20 protein-coding genes are annotated in these 18,243 nt (G+C 73.8%); 13 read left to right on the forward strand and 7 right to left on the reverse strand.

Annotated elements, in window-relative coordinates:
• The first annotated feature begins 4 nt into the window (after nt 1-4).
• The 4 genes from mshA (at nt 5) to G9H71_RS14550 (ending at nt 3,927) form a co-directional block, all read left to right on the forward strand.
• The gene (gene mshA / locus G9H71_RS14535) at nt 5-1,336 is read left to right on the forward strand and encodes a D-inositol-3-phosphate glycosyltransferase (RefSeq protein ID WP_166283059.1); all 1,332 of its coding nucleotides are present in this window, start codon (nt 5-7) and stop codon (nt 1,334-1,336) included.
• A 350-nt stretch (nt 1,337-1,686) separates the two neighbouring features.
• Complete coding sequence (locus G9H71_RS14540) at nt 1,687-2,460, forward strand: phosphoglyceromutase (RefSeq protein WP_166283061.1); 774 nt, start codon at nt 1,687-1,689, stop codon at nt 2,458-2,460.
• 184 nt (nt 2,461-2,644) lie between these two features.
• Nucleotides 2,645-3,277 carry a hypothetical protein gene (locus G9H71_RS14545; protein ID WP_166283063.1) on the forward strand — a complete coding sequence of 211 codons (633 nt, stop codon included), beginning with the start codon at nt 2,645-2,647 and terminating at the stop codon, nt 3,275-3,277.
• A 17-nt stretch (nt 3,278-3,294) separates the two neighbouring features.
• The gene (locus tag G9H71_RS14550) at nt 3,295-3,927 is read left to right on the forward strand and encodes a signal peptidase I (protein WP_166283065.1); all 633 of its coding nucleotides are present in this window, start codon (nt 3,295-3,297) and stop codon (nt 3,925-3,927) included.
• Here the strand turns inward: G9H71_RS14550 and phoU are convergent.
• Nucleotides 3,924-4,601, reverse strand: a complete 678-nt coding sequence (gene phoU, locus G9H71_RS14555; protein WP_166283067.1) for a phosphate signaling complex protein PhoU — start codon at nt 4,599-4,601, stop codon at nt 3,924-3,926. The genes G9H71_RS14550 and phoU overlap by 4 nt on opposite strands.
• A 156-nt stretch (nt 4,602-4,757) precedes the next feature.
• Between phoU and G9H71_RS14560 the strand changes: the two genes are divergently transcribed.
• Nucleotides 4,758-5,999 (forward strand): sensor histidine kinase, encoded by a 1,242-nt coding sequence (locus G9H71_RS14560; protein ID WP_166283069.1) that lies wholly within the window; start codon nt 4,758-4,760, stop codon nt 5,997-5,999.
• Nucleotides 5,996-6,676: a response regulator gene (locus G9H71_RS25160; RefSeq protein WP_166283071.1), complete on the forward strand. Its 681-nt coding sequence runs from the start codon at nt 5,996-5,998 to the stop codon at nt 6,674-6,676. The genes G9H71_RS14560 and G9H71_RS25160 overlap by 4 nt, the downstream gene beginning before the upstream one ends.
• A gap of 237 nt (nt 6,677-6,913) precedes the next feature.
• Here G9H71_RS25160 and G9H71_RS14570 read toward each other — a convergent pair whose 3' ends face one another.
• Both G9H71_RS14570 and G9H71_RS14575 read right to left on the reverse strand, forming a co-directional pair.
• Nucleotides 6,914-7,573 (reverse strand): hypothetical protein, encoded by a 660-nt coding sequence (locus G9H71_RS14570; protein ID WP_166283073.1) that lies wholly within the window; start codon nt 7,571-7,573, stop codon nt 6,914-6,916.
• Nucleotides 7,574-7,835: 262 nt separating this feature from the next.
• Complete coding sequence (locus G9H71_RS14575) at nt 7,836-8,735, reverse strand: hypothetical protein (RefSeq protein ID WP_166283075.1); 900 nt, start codon at nt 8,733-8,735, stop codon at nt 7,836-7,838.
• Nucleotides 8,736-9,427: 692 nt separating this feature from the next.
• On the opposite strand from G9H71_RS14575, the gene G9H71_RS14580 reads away from it, so the two are divergent.
• From G9H71_RS14580 to rlmB, 6 genes are all read left to right on the forward strand, one after another.
• Entirely contained in the window at nt 9,428-9,910 is a 483-nt protein-coding gene (locus G9H71_RS14580) for a CarD family transcriptional regulator (RefSeq protein WP_166173020.1), read from the forward strand.
• A 726-nt stretch (nt 9,911-10,636) separates the two neighbouring features.
• Nucleotides 10,637-11,377 carry a 2-C-methyl-D-erythritol 4-phosphate cytidylyltransferase gene (gene ispD / locus G9H71_RS14585; protein ID WP_166283077.1) on the forward strand — a complete coding sequence of 247 codons (741 nt, stop codon included), beginning with the start codon at nt 10,637-10,639 and terminating at the stop codon, nt 11,375-11,377.
• The gene (gene ispF / locus G9H71_RS14590) at nt 11,374-11,856 is read left to right on the forward strand and encodes a 2-C-methyl-D-erythritol 2,4-cyclodiphosphate synthase (RefSeq protein ID WP_166283079.1); all 483 of its coding nucleotides are present in this window, start codon (nt 11,374-11,376) and stop codon (nt 11,854-11,856) included. The genes ispD and ispF overlap by 4 nt, the downstream gene beginning before the upstream one ends.
• Before the next feature lie 40 nt (nt 11,857-11,896).
• On the forward strand, nt 11,897-12,532 hold the full coding sequence (locus G9H71_RS14595) for an MBL fold metallo-hydrolase (RefSeq protein ID WP_166283081.1): 636 nt from the start codon (nt 11,897-11,899) through the stop codon (nt 12,530-12,532).
• A 45-nt stretch (nt 12,533-12,577) separates the two neighbouring features.
• Entirely contained in the window at nt 12,578-14,017 is a 1,440-nt protein-coding gene (cysS, locus tag G9H71_RS14600) for a cysteine--tRNA ligase (RefSeq protein WP_166283083.1), read from the forward strand.
• Between the two features lies 1 nt (nt 14,018).
• The gene (rlmB, locus tag G9H71_RS14605; RefSeq protein ID WP_166283085.1) at nt 14,019-15,002 is read left to right on the forward strand and encodes a 23S rRNA (guanosine(2251)-2'-O)-methyltransferase RlmB; all 984 of its coding nucleotides are present in this window, start codon (nt 14,019-14,021) and stop codon (nt 15,000-15,002) included.
• Nucleotides 15,003-15,083: 81 nt separating this feature from the next.
• Here the strand turns inward: rlmB and G9H71_RS14610 are convergent, their stop codons facing one another.
• Both G9H71_RS14610 and G9H71_RS14615 read right to left on the reverse strand, forming a co-directional pair.
• Nucleotides 15,084-15,674 (reverse strand): cellulose binding domain-containing protein, encoded by a 591-nt coding sequence (locus G9H71_RS14610; protein ID WP_166283087.1) that lies wholly within the window; start codon nt 15,672-15,674, stop codon nt 15,084-15,086.
• 293 nt (nt 15,675-15,967) lie between these two features.
• Complete coding sequence (locus tag G9H71_RS14615) at nt 15,968-16,330, reverse strand: winged helix-turn-helix transcriptional regulator (RefSeq protein WP_166283141.1); 363 nt, start codon at nt 16,328-16,330, stop codon at nt 15,968-15,970.
• An 80-nt stretch (nt 16,331-16,410) separates the two neighbouring features.
• Here G9H71_RS14615 and G9H71_RS14620 point away from each other — a divergent pair, with 80 nt between their 5' ends.
• Nucleotides 16,411-17,418, forward strand: coding sequence for a zinc-binding alcohol dehydrogenase family protein (locus tag G9H71_RS14620; protein ID WP_166283089.1), 1,008 nt, complete (start codon nt 16,411-16,413; stop codon nt 17,416-17,418).
• Nucleotides 17,419-17,490: 72 nt separating this feature from the next.
• Here G9H71_RS14620 and G9H71_RS14625 read toward each other — a convergent pair whose 3' ends face one another.
• On the reverse strand, nt 17,491-17,649 hold the full coding sequence (locus G9H71_RS14625) for a hypothetical protein (protein WP_166283091.1): 159 nt from the start codon (nt 17,647-17,649) through the stop codon (nt 17,491-17,493).
• A 108-nt stretch (nt 17,650-17,757) separates the two neighbouring features.
• Nucleotides 17,758-18,153, reverse strand: a complete 396-nt coding sequence (locus tag G9H71_RS14630; RefSeq protein WP_166283093.1) for an ATP-binding protein — start codon at nt 18,151-18,153, stop codon at nt 17,758-17,760.
• Between the last annotated feature and the right edge of the window lie 90 nt (nt 18,154-18,243).

Here is an 18,243-nt window from a genome sequence, read left to right on the forward strand (position 1 = left end):
GAGGATGGGGGTCGTGCCGGTGCGAAGCGAGATCGCTCGTCCCCTGCGCGCCGGCCGTCGGGGACGTCGGCTGCGCCGGGTGGCGATGCTCAGCATCCACACCTCGCCGCTGGACCAGCCCGGCACCGGTGACGCAGGCGGCCTCAACGTCTACGTCGTCGAGCTGTCGCGCCGGCTGGCTCGGCTCGGCACCGAGGTGGAGATCTTCACCCGCGCGACGCGCAGCGGCCTCCCGCCGGTGACCGAGCTCGACGACGGCGTGCTCGTGCGCCACATCGCGGCCGGGCCGCTCGAGGGGCTCTCCAAGGAGGACCTCCCCGGCCAGCTCTGCGCCGTCGCGGCCGGCGTGCTGCGGGCCGAGGCCCAGCACGAGCCCGGGTGGTACGACCTGGTCCACTCCCACTACTGGCTCTCCGGCCAGGTCGGCTGGCTCGCCGCCGAGCGCTGGGGCGTCCCGCTCGTGCACTCGATGCACACGATGGCTCGCGTCAAGAACCTCACGCTGGCCGACGGCGACCGCCCCGAGCCACTCACCCGCGAGATCGGCGAGCAGCAGGTCGTCGAGGCCGCGGACCGGCTGCTGGCGAACACCGACGACGAGGCCCGCCAGCTCGTCGACCTCTACGCCGCCGACCCCGCCGCCGTCTCCGTCGTCGCCCCCGGCGTCGACCTCGACGTGTTCGCCCCGATGGACCGGCGGGCCGCCCGACGCGCGGTCGGGCTGCGCGGCGACGCCCTCGTGCTCCTGTTCGTCGGCCGCGTCCAGCCGCTCAAGGCCCCCGACGTGCTCGTCCGGGCCGCCGCCCGCATGGTCGCGCAGGACCCCGCGCTCCGCTCGCGGCTGCAGGTGGTCGTCGTCGGCGGCCCCAGCGGCACCGGGCTCGAGCGGCCCGAGGCGCTCGCCGCGCTGGCCCGCTCGCTCGGCATCGGCGACCTCGTCCGCTTCCAGCCACCGGTCGGCCGCGAGGAGCTGGCCCGGTGGTACGCCGCGGCCGACCTCACCGTCGTCCCCTCGCACAGCGAGTCCTTCGGGCTCGTCGCCGTCGAGTCCCAGGCCTGCGGCACTCCGGTCGTCGCGGCCGCCGTCGGCGGGCTGACCACGGCCGTCGCGGACGGCGTCTCCGGCGTGCTGGTCGAGGGCCACGACCCCGAGCGCTGGGCGCGGGAGCTGCGCGAGCTCGCCGCGGCGCCGGGGCGGCTCGCCGCGTACGCCGTCGCCGCGCGGGCGCACGCCCTGCGCTTCGGGTGGAACGCCACCGCCGGCGCCGTCGCGGACGTCTACGCCGAGGCCGTCGAGGCCGCGCGGACGCCGCAGCGGCTCGCCGCCGGTAGCTGACGCGCTGGCGCTGGCGGAGGTCGGCGTACGCGCCGGAGTGCGGGCCTGGGTGGCGCGGGGGGCTGGTCTGCGCGGCGCTGAGGCAGCGCTGCCGTGGCGGCGTGCCCGTCATCGAGGCGCCCGCTCGCGGGTTGTCGCAATGCCGCATTCTCGCCACGTCCGGTCGCCACGATGCGCCATTGCAACGGACCTATCGCATGAATGCGGCATCGTGCCAGGCGACGTACGCATGAATGCGGCATTGCGCCAGAACGCGGGCCGGCGCGCGGGGGCGGGGGACCGCGGGCGCGGCGGGGCGCGGCTGGAGGTCGGCGTACGCGCCGGAGCGCCGCCCCCTTAGGCTCGGGCGCATGGCGAACGAGGACGCGAACGAGGGTGCGGCGTACACGCTGATCCTGCTCCGGCACGGTGAGAGCGAGTGGAACGCGAAGAACCTCTTCACCGGCTGGGTCGACGTCGACCTGTCGGAGAAGGGCCGCGCGGAGGCCGAGCGCGGTGGCCAGATGCTGGCCGAGTCGGGACTGCTGCCCGACGTCCTGCACACCAGCGTCCTGCGCCGGGCGATCCGGACCGCGGAGATCGCGCTGCACCGCGCGGACCTGCACTGGCTGCCCGTGAAGCGGTCGTGGCGGCTCAACGAGCGGCACTACGGCGCGCTGCAGGGCAAGGACAAGGCGCAGATCCGGGGCGAGTTCGGTGACGAGCAGTTCATGCTGTGGCGCCGTTCCTACGACGTGCCGCCGCCGCCGATCGCCGACGAGGACGAGTTCTCCCAGTTCGGCGACCTGCGCTATGCCGACCTCCCGCCGGAGCTGCTGCCGCGCACCGAGTGCCTCAAGGACGTCGTCGGGCGGATGCTGCCCTACTGGTACGACGCGATCGTCCCCGACCTGCGCTCGAACAAGACCGTCATGGTCACGGCGCACGGCAACTCGCTGCGCGCGCTCGTCAAGCACCTGGACAAGATCGACGACGAGACGATCGCCGGGCTCAACATCCCGACCGGCATCCCGCTGGTCTACCGGCTCGATGAGGACCTGCTGCCGGTGACGCCGGGTGGGGAGTACCTCGACCCGGAGGCCGCGAAGTCGGCCATCGAGGCGGTCAAGAACCAGGGCCGTTAGTCCCGCTCGGCACAAGGGCTCGACCCCCGGAGGCATCCGGACGGGTTGAGCCCTTGTGCTCGTTCTGGGGCTGTTCCCCGCACTAAGCGGCTACCCCCACGGACCCTGTTCGCCAGGAAGGGACGTCGCACGGCTGCGGGGGTTGGCTATGGCAAGGGTCGAGCAGGGTCGGGTCCGTCGGCCGGTGGACGAGGCCGAGCAGGGTCGGCGCCATGCCTGGGGAGAGCAGGGCCGGGTACGCCGGTGGGCGCCCGCGGTCGTCCCCGTGACGCTGGCGGTGGTGGGCAGCGGGGTGCTCATCGCGCACACGTCCCAGGCCGCGTTCACGGCGACGACGAGCGCGCCGGGCAACTCGTGGACCGCCGCGGAGATCGACCTCGGCGGCGACCTCACCGGCACCGCCGTCTTCAGCCCCGACCAGGTCGTGCCCGGCGCGTCCGGCGAGCGCTGCTTCCAGGTCCGTTTCACCGGCAGCGGGGCGCCCGTCGGGCCGGTGCGGCTCTACTCCGACACCTTCGCCGACACCCAGGGCGTCGCCGACCACCTCACCGTCACGGTCGAGACGGCACCCGAGCGCGCGGCGGGGGCGCCGGCCGACTGCACGTCGTTCGCCGGGGGCACGCCGGTCTGGTCCGGCACGCTGCGCGACCTGTCCACCCACGGGTCGTACGCCGACGGCGTCGCCGAGTGGCAGCCGGGGGCGACCGACGGCGCCCGCCAGTACCGCTTGTCCTGGCGCTACTCCTCGACCGCGCCCGACAGCACGCAGGGCGGGGTCGCGGGCGCCGGGCTGGTCTGGCGGACGACGACGCTGTGAGCGCGACGCTTCCAGCGATGCCTCCCGCGGCGGTCGCGGCCCGCGTGCTCCCCGCGGTCTGCCGGGCCGTGGTGCTGCTCGTCCTCGCCCTGGGCGGCTGGGGCCTGCTCGCCGTCGCCCTCGGCGCCGACGTCCGGGTGGTTGTCACCGGGTCGATGGCCCCGGCCGTCACCCCCGGCACGGTCGTCGTCACCACCGCCCCGGACCGGCCCCTCGCACCCGGCCAGGTCGTCGTCTTCCGCCGCCCAGGCAGCCCCGACGAGACCGTCACCCACCGGGTCGTCGCCGTCCTTCCCGACGGGTCCGTGCAGACCAAGGGCGACGCCAACGCGGTCGGCGACGGGCCGGCGGTGCCGCGCGCGGACGTCGTCGGGGTGGCCCGGCTGGCCATCCCGTACGTCGGTGTGCCGCGGGTCTGGCTCGGCACCGGGGAGCACGCGAAGGCCGCGGGCGTGCTCGCCGGCCTTGGCGCGCTCTCGCTGATCGGCTTCGGGCCTGGCATGCGGCGGGGAAACGGGTGGCCGGGCGCGGGGCGGCCGGGCGCCGGGTGGCCGGAGAGCGGTCGGCGGCGCGGCGGTCACCGGGGAAAGCGCAGGGCGCCGGCGGGCCGGAGCCCGCGCGACGCCCTGGCGCTGCGTACGACGGTCTAGCCGACGACGGCCTGCTCGGCGCCGTTCGGGCTGTGGTTGTGCTCGCCGGTGACGAGGTAGACGACGCGGCGGGCGACCGAGACCGCGTGGTCGGCGAAGCGCTCGTAGTAGCGGCCGATGAGGGTGATGTCGATGGCCGACTCGATGCCGTGCTGCCAGTGGTCGTCCAGCAGCAGCCGGAACAGCTGGCGGTGCAGGGCGTCCATCTCGTCGTCGTCCTTCTCGAGCTCGAGGGCGACCTGGACGTCCTTGTTGGCGATCACGCTGCCGGCCTTGAGCACGATGCGCCCCGCGACCTGGCCCATCTGCGCGATCGAGGCGCGGATGTCGGCCGGGATCGCCGAGGTGGGGTAGCGCATCCGGGCCACCAGGGCCAGGTGCCGAGCCAGGTCGCCCATGCGCTCGAGGTCCGCGCTCATCCGCAGGCCGGCCACGATGATGCGCAGGTCCGTCGCCACCGGCTGCTGACGGGCCAGCAGCTGGTAGGCGCGCTCCTCCAGGTCGTGCTGGAGCGAGTCGATCTGGTCGTCGGCGCTGATGACGCTCTCGGCGAGGCCGAGGTCGGCGTCGAGCAGCGCGGTCGTCGCCCGGGCGACGGCGGAGTGGACCAGCCGGGTCATCTCGACCATCTGGTCGCTGAGGGCGTCGAGCTCCTCGTGGAAGGCGTCGCGCATCGGGCCTCCTCTTCGTCGGTAGGCAGGGGGCCGGCGGCCAGTCTGGCCTGCCCGGGTGAACGGCCCCCGACAGTACGGTGAACATCCGCTCTGTGCTGCGGCGGGCGCCGCGTGCGGACCCCGGGATACCCGCTGTCGCGGCCTACCATCCCTGCCGTGGACGCGACGATCGCAGTGCTGCTCGCCGTCGCGGTCGTCGTCGCGGCGCTGGTGGGAGCTGCGCTCGCCGGCCGCCGCGCCGGGGACGGAGCCGTCCAACCGCCGGGCCAGGCCGACCGGCCGTTGGTCTCGCCCAGCCTCGCCGCGGTGCTCGACGTCCTGCGCTCCTCCACGATCCTGCTCGACCGGCGCGACGACGTCGTCCGGGCCAGCCCGGCGGCGTACGCCTTCGGCCTGGTGCGCGGGGAGTCGCTCTCCTCGCCGGAGCTGCTCAAGCTCGCCCGGGACGTACGCCGCGACGGGGAGACCCGCCAGGTCGACCTCGAGCTGCCGCGCGGGCCGCTGGGGCGCGAGCGCCTCGCGGTGACCGCTCGCGTCGCCCGGCTCGAGGACGGGGTGGTGCTGCTGCTCGTCGAGGACCGCACCGAGGCTCGCCGGGTGGACGCCGTGCGCCGCGACTTCGTCGCGAACGTCAGCCACGAGCTCAAGACCCCGGTCGGCGCGCTGATCCTGCTCGCCGAGGCGGTGCAGGGCGCCAGCGACGACCCGGAGGCCGTACGCCGCTTCTCCGCGCGGATGCAGGTGGAGGCCACTCGCCTCTCCCAGCTGGTCCAGGAGCTGCTCGACCTGTCCCGGCTGCAGAGCCACGACCCGCTGGCCCAGGCCCGCCGCGTCGACCTCGACGACGTCGTGATCGAGGCCGTCGACCTCTGCCACACGGCCGCGGACGCCAAGAAGATCCAGCTGGTCACCGGAGGGGAGGCCGGCCTGCACGTGCTCGGCGACGCCCCGCAGCTCGTTATGGCCGTGCGCAACCTCGTCGACAACGCCGTGAGCTACAGCCCCGAGGGCACGCGCGTCGCGGTGACCACGCGTCGTTGCGACTCCCTCGTCGAGCTGACCGTGACCGACCAGGGGATCGGGATCCCCGAGCGCGACCTCGAGCGCATCTTCGAGCGGTTCTACCGCGTCGACCAGGCACGCTCGCGCTCCACCGGCGGGACCGGCCTGGGGCTGAGCATCGTCAAGCACGTCGCCAACAACCACGGCGGCGACGTCAGGGTCTGGAGCGAGGAGGGCTCCGGCTCGACCTTCACCATCCGGCTGCCGTGCGGCATGGACGAGACTGGTGACGTCATCGGCACGTCCGGTGACGCCCGGGCGGGCTCCGCCGCGCCCGGTCCTTCCTCCGCCGCTGCATCCGCTTCCACCGCACCTGCTCCTCGGGAGGCCCCGTGACCCGCGTCCTTGTCGTCGAAGACGAGGAGTCCTTCAGCGAAGCCCTGTCGTACATGCTGCGCCGCGAGGGCTTCGAGGTGGAGGTGGCCACCACCGGGCCGGAGGCGCTGGACACGTTCGACCGCAACGGCGCCGACCTGGTCCTGCTCGACCTCATGCTGCCGGGCATCCCGGGGACCGAGGTCTGCCGGCAGCTGCGCCAGCGCAGCGGCGTACCCGTGATCATGCTGACCGCCAAGGACAGCGAGGTCGACAAGGTCGTGGGCCTGGAGCTGGGCGCCGACGACTACGTCACCAAGCCGTTCTCCTCCCGCGAGCTCGTCGCCCGGATCCGCGCGGTGCTCCGCCGTGGCGGGGAGCCGGAGGACCTGCTGCCCGCGGCCCTGGAGGCCGGCCCGGTGCGCATGGACGTCGAGCGCCACGTGGTGACCGTCGACGGCGCCGGTGTGCAGCTGCCGCTCAAGGAGTTCGAGCTGCTGGAGCTGCTGCTGCGCAACCCCGGCCGCGTGCTCACCCGCATGCAGCTCATCGACCGGGTGTGGGGGTCGGACTACGTCGGCGACACGAAGACGCTCGACGTGCACGTGAAGCGGCTGCGCTCGAAGATCGAGCCGGACCCCGCCGCGCCGCGCCACCTCGTCACCGTGCGGGGGCTGGGCTACAAGTTCGAGCCGTGACCGCGTCGTCAGCCGGGCCGGGCTACGAGCTCGAGCCGTGACCTCGTCGTCAGCCGGGCCGGGCTACGAGCTCGAGCCGTGACTTCGATGTCGGCGGCCGGGCGCTCCTGACCCGAGCGCCCGCGCCGGGACGGCCTGCCGCTCGCGCCGCCCGGGGCGAGCGGTGCGACCGCAGACGGAAGAAGGCCCGCCGCGAGCGTCGCGGCGGGCCTTCTCGTGCTTCTGGTACGGGCAGCGTCAGCCCGTCGGCTCGGGCGTCGGCCCGCCCTCAGCGACGCCGGTCGCCGGGGTGGCCGGCGGGGCGACCGGCTCGGTCGGCGTGGCCGGGCTGGGCTGCACGGTCGGGACGACCGGCTCGGTCGGCGCGAGGGTGGCGTAGTAGCCGTCGGCCGGGTAGACCGTCGCGTTCATCTGCACCTCGCGCTGCGGGTCGAAGCCGAGGGTCAGCGGGGCGTACGTGCCGGGCTGGACCGCCGGGTCGAGGCCGCGGAGCACCGCGGTGACGTCCGTGCCGACCTGCAGGGTGGCGCCGGGCGCGATCTCGGGCTGAGCGCTCAGCTCGGCGACGGTGGAGCCGCTGGCGACGCCGATCAGCGTCAGCGGCTCGGTGCCGCGGTTCGCGATCGTCAGCGTGACGTTGGCGGCGTCGCCCTCCTGCACCAGCACCGCGTTGAGGACCCGGATGTCGCCGACGTCTGCACGCAGCCCGTCGGCCGGCAGCCGCACGTTGTTGGTCTGCGCGTCGAACCCCGCGCCGCAGGCCGCGAGCGCAGGAGCGAGCAGGGCGGCGGCCAGGGCGAGCCGGGCGTTCCGGGTACGGCGGGTGCGGGGAGCACCGTCAGCAGCGGCGTGCTCACGGGGCGTGCGCCGATCGGCGCGCGACAGCGGGCGGGTCACGACGATGCGCTCCTCGGCAGTGCGGATCTAGCGGTGCGGGGTTCGTCGGACAGAGCCTAGCCCTGGGGTGCCGACGCGCTCGCTGTAGGTGCCCGTGGCACCTCCGGCTACACGTCGCGTGTGGTCAGCGGGTGGCCCGGTCACTCGGTCACAGCGGGGTTGCCTGGTCGCCTGGTGCGTCGGTCGCCTGGTCTGTCGGTCGCCCGGTCCGGCGGTCAGTCGGTCGCCCGGTCAGTCGGTCGCCCGCCACTTGGACAGTCGGTCACCCGGTCGCAGAGGCCGCGGAGCCGGACACGGCGCCGGGCCGATGCAGCTGCGCCACGTGCTGGTCGAGCCAACGGCCGACCGCCTCCTCATCGGCGGAGGCCACCGGCTCGGCCTCGGTGATCACGCCGTCGGCGGCGACCAGCACCAGCACGGGGCCTGTCGCACCCACCGCGCGCCCGATTGCCCCCGAGGGGTCGACGGCCGCCATCCCGCGGGACTGGCGGGCGGTCGCCGCGAGCTCCTCGCCGGCGGCGTCCCGCTCCGGCAGCACCAGCCAGGTCCCGACCCCCGCGACGCCGGCCCGCTGGACCGTCTCGCGGACGAGCTCGGCGCAGGCACAGTCGGTCGTCGGCAGGACGACGAGGACCGCCGGGCGGATGGCGCGCACGGGCACCGTCCGGGTCGGGGTCTGCAGGCGTACGTCCGGCAGCAGCCCGCCCACGTCGCCGTCGCGGGCGTAGGTCGCGGCCAGCGGGAGCTGCCGCTGCGGCGGGCGCGGGACCAGCATGACCGACACGGCGCTCACACCGCTGACGAGCGCAGCCACGAGCAGGAGGAGCAGGAGCGTCGGGCGAGCGGAGCCGGGCGGCCCGCTCAGCAGGCGGCGGCGGGCACGGGCACGGCGCTGATCGCGGAGCCAGGCCTGGCGGTCCGCGTCGAGCTCGCGCGCGTCGTCCGGGACCGCGAACCCGGCCGGCAGCTCGACGTCCCAGCCCGGCCACCCGCCGTCGGAGCCGTCAGAATCAGGGGGTACGTGGTCGGCCGCGCCTCCGGTAGCGCCTGCGCCACCGTGGTTGGCCGGGCCACCCGCCCCCGTCGTCCCCGCGGCCTCGTCGCGGCGGCCGCCCGGGCCCTCGGGCCACGTCCCGTCGGTGTCTGCCGGCCCGCCTGCCACCTGAGCCAGTCTGCCACCGCGGAGCCCGGCGCGCCGCTCCGGAACCGGGCGCGGGGAGGAGCTCGGAGGGCCGCCTGGCTCCCTGCCTCTCGAGCGGCGCGGGTGGGGAGCGGTCCGAGGGCGTTCGGCTCGTCGCCATCGTCGTGGGTGGGAGCGCCGAGGGCGCCTAGAGCGCTGCCTTCGATGCGGGCGGGTGGAGCCGTTGCGGGACCCGCGCTCTCCGCGTTGATGCTGGGGGGTGGAGTCGTTCCGGGGACCCGCGCTCGCCGTGCTCGGTGCTGGCCAGTGGGGCCGCTCTCGCGGAATCGGGCTCGCCGCGTCGATGCTGGCGCTTGAGCAGGTCCGGGCGCAGGTCCGGGCGCAGGTCCGGGCGCAGGTCCGGGCTCAGCCAGGGCGGTCGGCTGAGGTCCCAGGGGCGCGGGGCCCGGCGGCGGGACGGCCCTCCTGCCCCCTCCGTGCCAGGCTGACCGGCCGGGTGAGCACAGGCCTTCCGGCCCCTGTTGCCAGGGTCACATCCCCGTCACACGACGTGGCCGTTTCGCGCCGTCGAGGGGCTCCGCCCGGGCGCTCACAGCGTCCTCACAGCACGATTGTCATGGCTTTGTCAAGCCCCTGACCTGCGACGATGCGCAAACTTGGCCTGTCGCTGAGCTCGTCCGCGTGTTAACCTCGATGGCGGAAAGGGGATCTGAATGACGTTCAAGGTCGGCGAGACTGTCGTCTACCCCCACCACGGGGCGGCGCTGATTGAAGCCATCGAGACCCGGTGCATCAAGGGCGTGGACAAGACCTACCTCGTCCTGAAGGTCGCCCAGGGCGACCTCACCGTTCGGGTGCCGGCGGACAACGTCGACCTCGTGGGTGTGCGCGACGTCGTGGGGCAGGACGGGCTGGACCGAGTCTTCGAGGTGCTGCGGGCTCCGCACACCGAGGAGCCCACGAACTGGTCGCGGCGCTACAAGGCCAACCTCGAGAAGCTCGCCAGCGGCGACGTGATCAAGGTCGCCGAGGTCGTGCGCGACCTGTGGCGGCGGGAGAAGGACCGCGGGCTGTCCGCGGGCGAGAAGCGCATGCTGGCGAAGGCGCGTCAGATCCTGGTCTCTGAGCTCGCGCTCGCGGAGCGGACCAACGAGGACAAGGCCGAGGCCGTCCTCGACGAGGTGCTCGCTTCCTGAGCTGCCGTACGCACTGACCCGAAGGCCCGGTTCCCCCATGGGGACCGGGCCTTCGGCGTTGTCTGGGGCAGTGGGGTCGTCGGCACGGTGCGTCGTCGCGCCGAACTGGCGATGCGTGCATCGTCGCGCCGCACCGGCGGTGCGTGTGTCGTCGCGCCGCACTGGCGGTGCGTGCATCCTCGCGTGTCGGTCGGCCTCAGCGGCGCATGGTTCGTGGTGTTCGTACGCGTCCCACCTGCCGCGGTGATCGAGCGCATCCGGGTCCCAGGGTCGTCCGCGGATACCTAGGACCCGGATGATCAAGGTTCCGGCTCCACTTAGGGGGTCGTATAGGCACTTCGGAGGTGTTGTGCGCCGTCGGTGGCGCCCATACGACCCCCTAAGTGCGAGTGGGTGAGCTTCTCCGACCCCGCGGGTTGACGACGTCTACGATGACGGTCCGCCACGCTGACGACCTGACGCGCTCCGACGACGTGCCGGCACGCGAACTTGCCACTGCCCGACGACTCGGCGCAGCAAGGACGACTCGCCGCGGCACGCCGCGGCAACGATGACCCGCCGCGGCAACGATGACCCGCCGCGGCAACGACGGCTCAGCGGGCAACCCCGGCCACACCACCGACCGGCAGCCCAGCGGCCGCCGCGTCGCCGCCCAGAAAAGGCCTCCGCGCCCGCGCCCCCCGACGCCCACCACCTCGGCCCGGGCCCGCCCGCTAGCCTTCGCCCGTGCGTACCGCCGCCGTCGTCCCGGCCGCCGGCCGCGGGGAGCGCCTCGGGCCGGGAGGCCCCAAGGCGCTGCGCCTGCTCGCCGGCCGCCCGCTGCTCGTCCACGCCGTGCAGACCCTCGGCCAGGTCGTCGACGTCGTCGTGGTGGCGGCTCCGCCGGACCCGGGTGCGGTCGACGACGTGACGGCGTTGCTCGCCCCGGAGGTCGGGACGGCGCAGCTCGTCGTGGTCGCGGGGGGCGCGACGCGGCAGGAGTCGGTACGCCGTGCGCTGGCCGCCCTCCCCGCCGACGTCGCGTCGGTGCTGGTGCACGACGCCGCCCGCCCGCTGGCGCCCGCAGCGCTGGCTCGCTCGGTCCTCGCGGCGCTGGAGGCCGGGGCGCATGCCGTGATCCCCGCGCTTCCGGTGACGGACACGGTCAAGCGGGTCGACGCCGACGAGGTCGTCGTGGAGACCGTCGACCGCTCGGTTCTGCGCGCGGTGCAGACGCCGCAGGGGTTCCGCCGCGTCGTGCTCGAGCAGGCCCACGCGGCGCCGGGGGCCGACGCGCTGGAGGCCACGGACGACGCCGGCCTGGTCGAGCGGCTCGGCCTGCCCGTCCAGGTGGTGCCCGGCTCGGAGGAGGCGTTCAAGGTGACCCGCCCGCTCGACCTCGTGCTCGCCGAGGCGGTCCATGCTGCGCGCGCTGCGCGACCCGCCAGCTCCGGCCGAGCCGGCGACGACGAGGCGGTGACCGCGTGACGCCGCTCCCTAGGGTCGGGACCGGCGTCGACGTCCACCCCTTCGAGGACGGGCGCGAGCTGCACGTCGCCGGCCTGCACTGGCCGGGCGAGCGCGGCCTGGCCGGCCACTCCGACGCGGACGTGGCCGCGCACGCGGCCTGCGACGCGCTGCTCTCGGCCGCCGGCCTGGGGGACCTCGGCGCGCAGTTCGGCACGTCCGAGCCGGAATGGGCGGGGGCGCCGGGGGTGCGGCTGCTCGGCGAGACCGCCCGCCGCGTACGCGGAGCCGGGTTCGAGATCGGGAACGTGTCGGTCCAGGTGGTCGGCAACCGGCCGAAGATCGGCACGCGCCGCGCCGAGGCCGAGGCGGTGCTCTCGGCGGCCGCCGGCGCTCCCGTCACGGTGTCCGGGACGACGACCGACGGGCTCGGGCTGACCGGTCGCGGGGAGGGGCTGGCCGCGGTCGCGGTGGCGCTCGTGGTCGCCAGGGCGTCGTAGGAGGCGTGGCCGGCCCTGCCCACGGGTACGTTGGGCAGACGTGAAGATCACCAAGCTCGGCCACTCGTGCCTGCTCGTCGAAGAGTCCGACGCCCGCATGCTCGTCGACCCCGGCGCGTTCTCCGCGTTCGACGGGCTGACCGGCCTGTCCGGCATCCTCGTCACCCACCAGCACTTCGACCACGTCCACGTGGACAAGCTGCGCCCGCTGCTCCAGGCGAACCCGGAGGCGACGCTCGTCGTCGACCCCGGCACGGCCGAGCAGCTCGCCGACGCGGGTATCTCCCCAGCGCGGACCCTGTCGGACGGCGAGACCGTCGACATCGCCGGGGTCGAGGTGCGCGGCTTCGGCCGGGACCACGCGCCGTTCCACCCGGACGCGCCGAACATCGTCAACACCGGCTACCTCATCGGCGGCCGGCTGTTCCACCCCGGCGACGCGCTCACCGTCCCGGGCTTCGACGTCGAGGTGCTCGCGGTCCCGATCGTCGCCCCGTGGTCGAACATCGGCCAGACCGTCGACTTCGTGCGCGCGGTGAAGCCGAAGGTGGCCTTCCCGATCCACGACGCGATCATCGTCGCGCCGGCGTACGGCATCTTCGACGGCACGGTGCAGGGCCTCGGGCCGCAGGACACGACGTACCAGCGGATCGACGACTCCCCGCTCGAGGTCTGAGCCGCAGCAGGTCGATGCGGGGGCACGCCTCGCTAGGCTGGGGGGATGGTCGGCCTACGTCTTCACGACACCGCGACCCGGAGCCTGCGCAGCTTCGAGCCGCTCGTCCCGGGACGGGCCGGCATCTACCTCTGTGGCGCGACGGTGCAGGCGCCGCCGCACGTCGGGCACGTCCGTAGCCAGGTCGCGTTCGACGTGCTGCGGCGCTGGCTCGCGCGCTCCGGCTACGACGTCACGTTCGTGCGCAACGTGACGGACATCGACGACAAGATCCTGCGCCGCGGCGCCGAGGAGGGCGTGCCCTACTGGGCCGTCGCGGCGCGCAACGAGCGCGCGTTCGAGCACGCCTACGAGCTGCTCGGCTGCCTGCCGCCGACGGTCACGCCGCGCGCCACCGGGCACGTGACCGAGATGGTCGAGCTCATGGACCGGCTGATCGACCGGGGCTCCGCCTACGCCGCAGGTGGGGACGTCTACTTCGACGTCCGCTCCTACGCGGACTACGGCGCGTTGTCCGGGCAGCGGCTCGACGACGTGCAGCCGGCGGCGGACACCGACGTCGAGACCTGCAAGCACGACCCGCGCGACTTCACGCTGTGGAAGTCGGCCAAGCCCGGCGAGCCCTCGTGGCCGACACCGTGGGGCCGCGGCCGCCCCGGCTGGCACCTGGAGTGCTCAGCCATGGCCCGCACCTACCTCGGGGCCGAGTTCGACATCCACTGCGGCGGGATGGACCTCGTCTTCCCCCACCACGAGAACGAGATCGCCCAGTCCAAGGCCGCCGGCGACGGGTTCGCCCGCTACTGGCTGCACAACGGCTGGGTGACGACGGCCGGCGAGAAGATGAGCAAGTCGCTCGGCAACTCGCTGCTGGTCACCGAGGTCGTCAAGCGCGTACGCCCCGTCGAGCTGCGCTTCTACCTCGCCGGTGCGCACTACCGCTCGCACCAGGAGTACTCCGAGGAGGCTCTGCGCGAGGCGGCCGCGGCGTACGGGCGGCTCGAGGGGTTCGTGCTGCGCGCGAGCGAGCGCTTCGGTGTGCGGCCGGGCGGCTCGTACGCCTTCGTCGACCGGGTGCCGGAGGCGTTCGCCGCGGCGATGGACGACGACCTCGGCGTGCCCGCCGCGCTCGCCGTGCTCCACGACACGGTCCGCGAGGGCAACAAGCTGCTGGCCGAGGGCGGCGCCGACGACGACGAGCTGGGCAACGTCCTCGGCGCGGTCGTGGCGATGCTCGACGTGCTGGGGCTGAACCCGCTCGACCCGCAGTGGGCGACGTCGGGCGGCAGCGACGACCGGCTCGTCTCGGCCGTCGACGCGCTCGTCGCGCTTGCGCTCGAGCAGCGGCAGGCCGCCCGGGCGCGCAAGGACTGGGCCTCGGCCGACGCCGTACGCGACCGGCTTGCCGCAGCAGGCATCCTGGTGGAAGACACCCCGACCGGGGCGCGCTGGTCGCTCGCCGCGGCGGGCGAGAACGGGAGCTGACGTGGCCGGCAACAGCAGGCGACAGGGGGCCGTCCGCAAGACGGGCTCGAAGAAGGGCCCCACCGTCGGGTCCGGCGGGCAGCGGCGACGCGCGCTCGAGGGCAAGGGCCCGACGCCGAAGGCGATCGACCGCCCGGCGCACAAGGCGGGCCGCAAGGCCGCCTTCATCGCCAAGAAGGCCGCTTCAGCGAACACCGTTTCGCCGAAGCGGTCTTCTCCTCCTCGGCGGGGCACGGACAAGGAAGGGCGGGAGCTCGTCGCGGGCCGCAACAGCGTCGTCGAGGCGCTGCGGGCGTCGATCCCGGCCACGGCGCTCTACGTCGCCGAGCGCATCGAGTCCGACGACCGGGTCAAGGAGGCGCTCAAGCTCTCCGCCGAGCTCGGCATCCCGCTGCTGGAGTCCCCGCGCACCGAGCTCGACCGCATGACCGACGGGGCGATCCACCAGGGCCTCGCGCTGCAGGTCCCGCCCTACGACTACGCCGACGTGCCCGCCCTCGTGCGCCGCGCGCGCAACAAGGGCGAGGTGCCGCTGCTGCTGGCGCTGGACGGGGTCACCGACCCGCGCAACCTCGGCGCGGTCATCCGCTCGGCCGGGGCGTTCGGCGCGCACGGCGTGATCGTCCCTGAGCGCAGGGCCGCCGGCATGACGGCGAGCGCGTGGAAGACCGCCGCCGGCGCCGCGGCCCGCATCCCGGTGGCGCGGGCGACGAACCTGACCCGCGCCCTCGTGGCGCTCAAGGAGGACGGCGTCTTCGTCGCCGGGCTCGACGGGAGCGGCCCGGTCGACGTCGGCTCGCTCGAGGTCGGCACCGACCCCATCTGCCTGGTCGTGGGCTCGGAGGGCAAGGGGCTGTCGCGGCTCGTCCGCGAGACGTGCGACCTGGTCGTACGCATCCCGATCGCCGCCTCGACAGAGTCGCTCAACGCCGGCATCGCCGCCTCGATCGCGTTGTACGAGGTGGCGAAGCGCCGCTCGGCCTGAGCCGGCACGACCTCAGAGACGTCAAAGCCCCTGTCGCCGGAGCGGCAGGGGCCTTGACGAGAGCAAGACGCGGAACGTCGATCAGGCCTTGCTCTCGGCCTTGGCTGCCTTCTCCGCCGCCTTGGCGGCGTCCTTGGCGGCCTTGGCCGCGGCCTTCGCCTCGGACTTGAGCTGACGCTCGACGGCGCGAGCCTGCTCCTTGTCCGCCTTCTTCGCCGCACGGAGGACGTCCGCCGACGGTGCCCCGCAGGCGATGCCGTTCATCCGCACGTTGGCCGGCGCCGCCTTCCCCGAGACGACGTAGCCCAGCGTCAGGGACTTGCCCGGCTGGATCGTCCGGTTCCAGGTCTGGCCGAAGACGACGAGCGTGCTCCCGTGCTGGAACCACGTCTGCTTCTCGTCACGACCGTTCCACAGGTCGCCCACGGCCTCGCCCTGGGCGACGTCCCAGTTGAGCTGCCACTTCACCGGCTTGTCGCCGGTGTTGTAGAAGCGGACGGTCCCGCTGGTGGCGTCCTTGGTGACACCGCTCGCCTTGACCACGACGGCGCAGCTGGTGGCCACGTCCGTCGTCGGGCTCTTGGCGGCGAAGGCCGGGGTGCCGGCCCCTGCCGCCATGGCGACGGCAAGCGTGGCCGCACCAGCGGCCCCTGCCAGTCGTCGTGCCTGCATTGCTTCCTCCTGTCACACCCGGCCTCCGGGGGCCGCGTGCACTCGGGAGGTTAATCGGTGTCGACGGCTCGCACACCTGCATCAGGAAGTAGTCGCTCGGACGTGGCCGCAATCGCATGTGAGAAACAAGGAGTGCGTGATCAGAATGAGCGACGCCGGCGTTGAGGACGCGTGACACGACTCGGCGAAATCGCGAACAATGCGTGACGCGCGGTGACTCGTCGTCGGGCGCGCGCCCGAATTGCCACGGTTCAGCACGACAATCGTTGAGCCGCTGCTGCGGCCCTAGCGCGCTACCGCTCCGGGAACCGGTCGATGTTGTCCTCGACCCAGGAGCGCAGCGCGGCCAGCGGCTTGCACGCGTCGGCTCCGAGGGGCGTGAGCGAGTACTCCACGTGCAGCGGCACGGCGGGATAGACGACCCGGTCCACCAGTCCCGCGTCCTCGAGGCGCCGCAGCACCGCCGTCAGCACCTTCGGGCTCACCCCGTCGAGGCGCCGCTTCACGGCGCCGAAGCGCTGCGGGCCGTCCTCGAGCGCGCCGAGGGCGAGTGCGCTCCACTTGTCGGCGAGCAGGTCGAGCACCGACCGGCACGGGCAGTTGGCGGCGTACACGTCCTTGGGGCCGCACGTCGGTGCATGAGCGGAGGTGGTCATGGACATGGGGCGAGCTTAGTACCCGAAGGGAACCAAGCGCTCTTGCGGGTAACCAGTACCGATCGCATAGCGTCGCCGCCATGGAGACCCCCACGACAACGAAGGCCGTCGCCTACCTGCACAACGGCCCTATCGACGCCCCGGACGCGCTGATCGACGTCGAGCTCGAGGTCCAGCCTCCCGGCCCGCACGACCTGCTCGTCGAGGTGCGCGCCGTCTCGGTCAACCCGGTCGACGTCAAGGTACGCGCCTCCTCCGACCCCGCCGGGACGCCGAAGGTGCTCGGGTACGACGCGGCGGGCGTCGTCGTCGCCGTCGGCGCGCAGGTGTCGGCGTACGCGGTCGGAGACGAGGTCTACTACGCCGGCGACATCTCCCGCCCGGGCACGAACGCGCGGCTCCACCTCGTGGACGAGCGGGTCGTCGGGCACAAGCCGAGGACGCTCGACTTCGCCGAAGCCGCCGCGCTGCCGCTCACGAGCATCACGGCCTGGGAGGTGCTGTTCGACCGGCTCGGGCTGGACAGCGGCAGCACCGGGACGCTGCTCGTCGTGGGGGCGGCCGGAGGCGTCGGCTCGATGGTCCTGCAGCTGGCCCGCGAGCTTCCGGGCGTGCGGGTGATCGCCGCCGCGTCGCGTCCGGAGTCCGTGGAGTGGGTGCGCGCGCTCGGCGCCGACGAGGTCGTCAACTCCCGCGACTTCGTCGACGAGGTGAAGGCGCTCGCGCCCAGCGGTGTCGACTGGGTCTTCTCGGCGTTCTCCGCGGGCAACGCCGAGAAGTTCGCCGAGGTGCTGAAGGTGCGCGGCGAGGTCGTCGCGATCGACGACCCGGTCGGTCTGGACCTGATGCCGCTGAAGCCCAAGAGCCAGACCTGGCACTGGGAGCTGATGTTCACCCGTCCGCTCTTCGAGCCGGCCAGCGCATATCAGCACCAGTTGCTGGACGAGGTCGCGCGCCTCGTCGACGAGGGCGTCGTGCGCACGACGATGACGACGCGGCTTTCGCCGATCGGAGCGGAGACCCTGAAGCAGGCCCACCGCCAGGTCGAGAGCTCCACCACCGTCGGCAAGGTGGTCATCGCGGACTGACGCGCCCTGCTGGAGTCGGTGCCCGGCGGCGCGGCCGCCCGGGGCCGGGCCGGCGACGCAGGGCCGGTACGCCTACGCCGCGAGCGCCTGGCCGTGCTCGCCCGCGTCGCGCCGGGCACGGTCCACGGCTCGCCGTCCAGGGCCGCGCCAGCCGCAGCCGCAGCGGGCGTACGCGAAGCTGCCGGCGTGCTCGATGTCGACGGAGCAGGCGATCTCGGTCGCTACTGTCACGTCGTCTGGAACCGGAGGTGCGGGCGGCCGATTCCCGCCCAGGGCGGCGGCTTTGCGGCCGGCACAGTCGTCGCGTCGGCGGTGGCCGGGCCAGCCGAGGTGGCGCGGTCAGGCCAGAGGCGCTGCCGGCTGGAGGACGGCCCAGACCCGCTTCCCGCCGTGCCTCTGCTCGATCCCCCAGCTCTGGGTGAGCGACTCGACGATGCGGATGCCTCGCCCGCCCTCGGACTGCTCGTCACCGCTGCCGGCGACGGGCAGCACGTCCGACCCGTCCACGACGGCGACGACGACGTGCCCGCCGTTCGCCTGGACGTCGAGAGTGACCTCGCTGCCTCCGTGGCGTACGGCGTTGCTGACCAGCTCGGTCACCAGGAGGGCCGCGTCGTGCAGCCAGTCCTCGTCGGCGAAGCCCCACGCCCGCAGGGTGTCGACGAGGCAGCGCCGGGCCAGCGCGGAGGCGTCGTGGCGCAACGGGAGGTCCAGCGAAAGGTTGAGTGTGCTCATCTCCTGGACAGGGCGAGTCGCCCTCCTCCTTCCGCTCCCGCGCCCCACGCGGCCCGACCACGGTACGCGTGCTCGGAGCTCTCGCAACTC

Source organism: Motilibacter deserti, from assembly GCF_011250635.1.
Lineage (GTDB): Bacteria > Actinomycetota > Actinomycetes > Motilibacterales > Motilibacteraceae > Motilibacter_A > Motilibacter_A deserti.

Bases quoted from the DNA above. Each gene is read 5' to 3' on its own strand.
- mshA (WP_166283059.1), top strand. From the start codon at position 5: ATGGGGGTCGTGCCGGTGCGAAGCGAGATCGCTCGTCCCCTGCGCGCC.
- G9H71_RS14540 (WP_166283061.1), top strand. From the start codon at position 1,687: ATGGCGAACGAGGACGCGAACGAGGGTGCGGCGTACACGCTGATCCTG.
- G9H71_RS14550 (WP_166283065.1), top strand. From the start codon at position 3,295: ATGCCTCCCGCGGCGGTCGCGGCCCGCGTGCTCCCCGCGGTCTGCCGG.
- phoU (WP_166283067.1), bottom strand. From the start codon at position 4,601: ATGCGCGACGCCTTCCACGAGGAGCTCGACGCCCTCAGCGACCAGATG.
- G9H71_RS14580 (WP_166173020.1), top strand. From the start codon at position 9,428: ATGACGTTCAAGGTCGGCGAGACTGTCGTCTACCCCCACCACGGGGCG.
- cysS (WP_166283083.1), top strand. From the start codon at position 12,578: ATGGTCGGCCTACGTCTTCACGACACCGCGACCCGGAGCCTGCGCAGC.
- G9H71_RS14610 (WP_166283087.1), bottom strand. From the start codon at position 15,674: ATGCAGGCACGACGACTGGCAGGGGCCGCTGGTGCGGCCACGCTTGCC.
- G9H71_RS14615 (WP_166283141.1), bottom strand. From the start codon at position 16,330: ATGACCACCTCCGCTCATGCACCGACGTGCGGCCCCAAGGACGTGTAC.
- G9H71_RS14620 (WP_166283089.1), top strand. From the start codon at position 16,411: ATGGAGACCCCCACGACAACGAAGGCCGTCGCCTACCTGCACAACGGC.
- G9H71_RS14630 (WP_166283093.1), bottom strand. From the start codon at position 18,153: ATGAGCACACTCAACCTTTCGCTGGACCTCCCGTTGCGCCACGACGCC.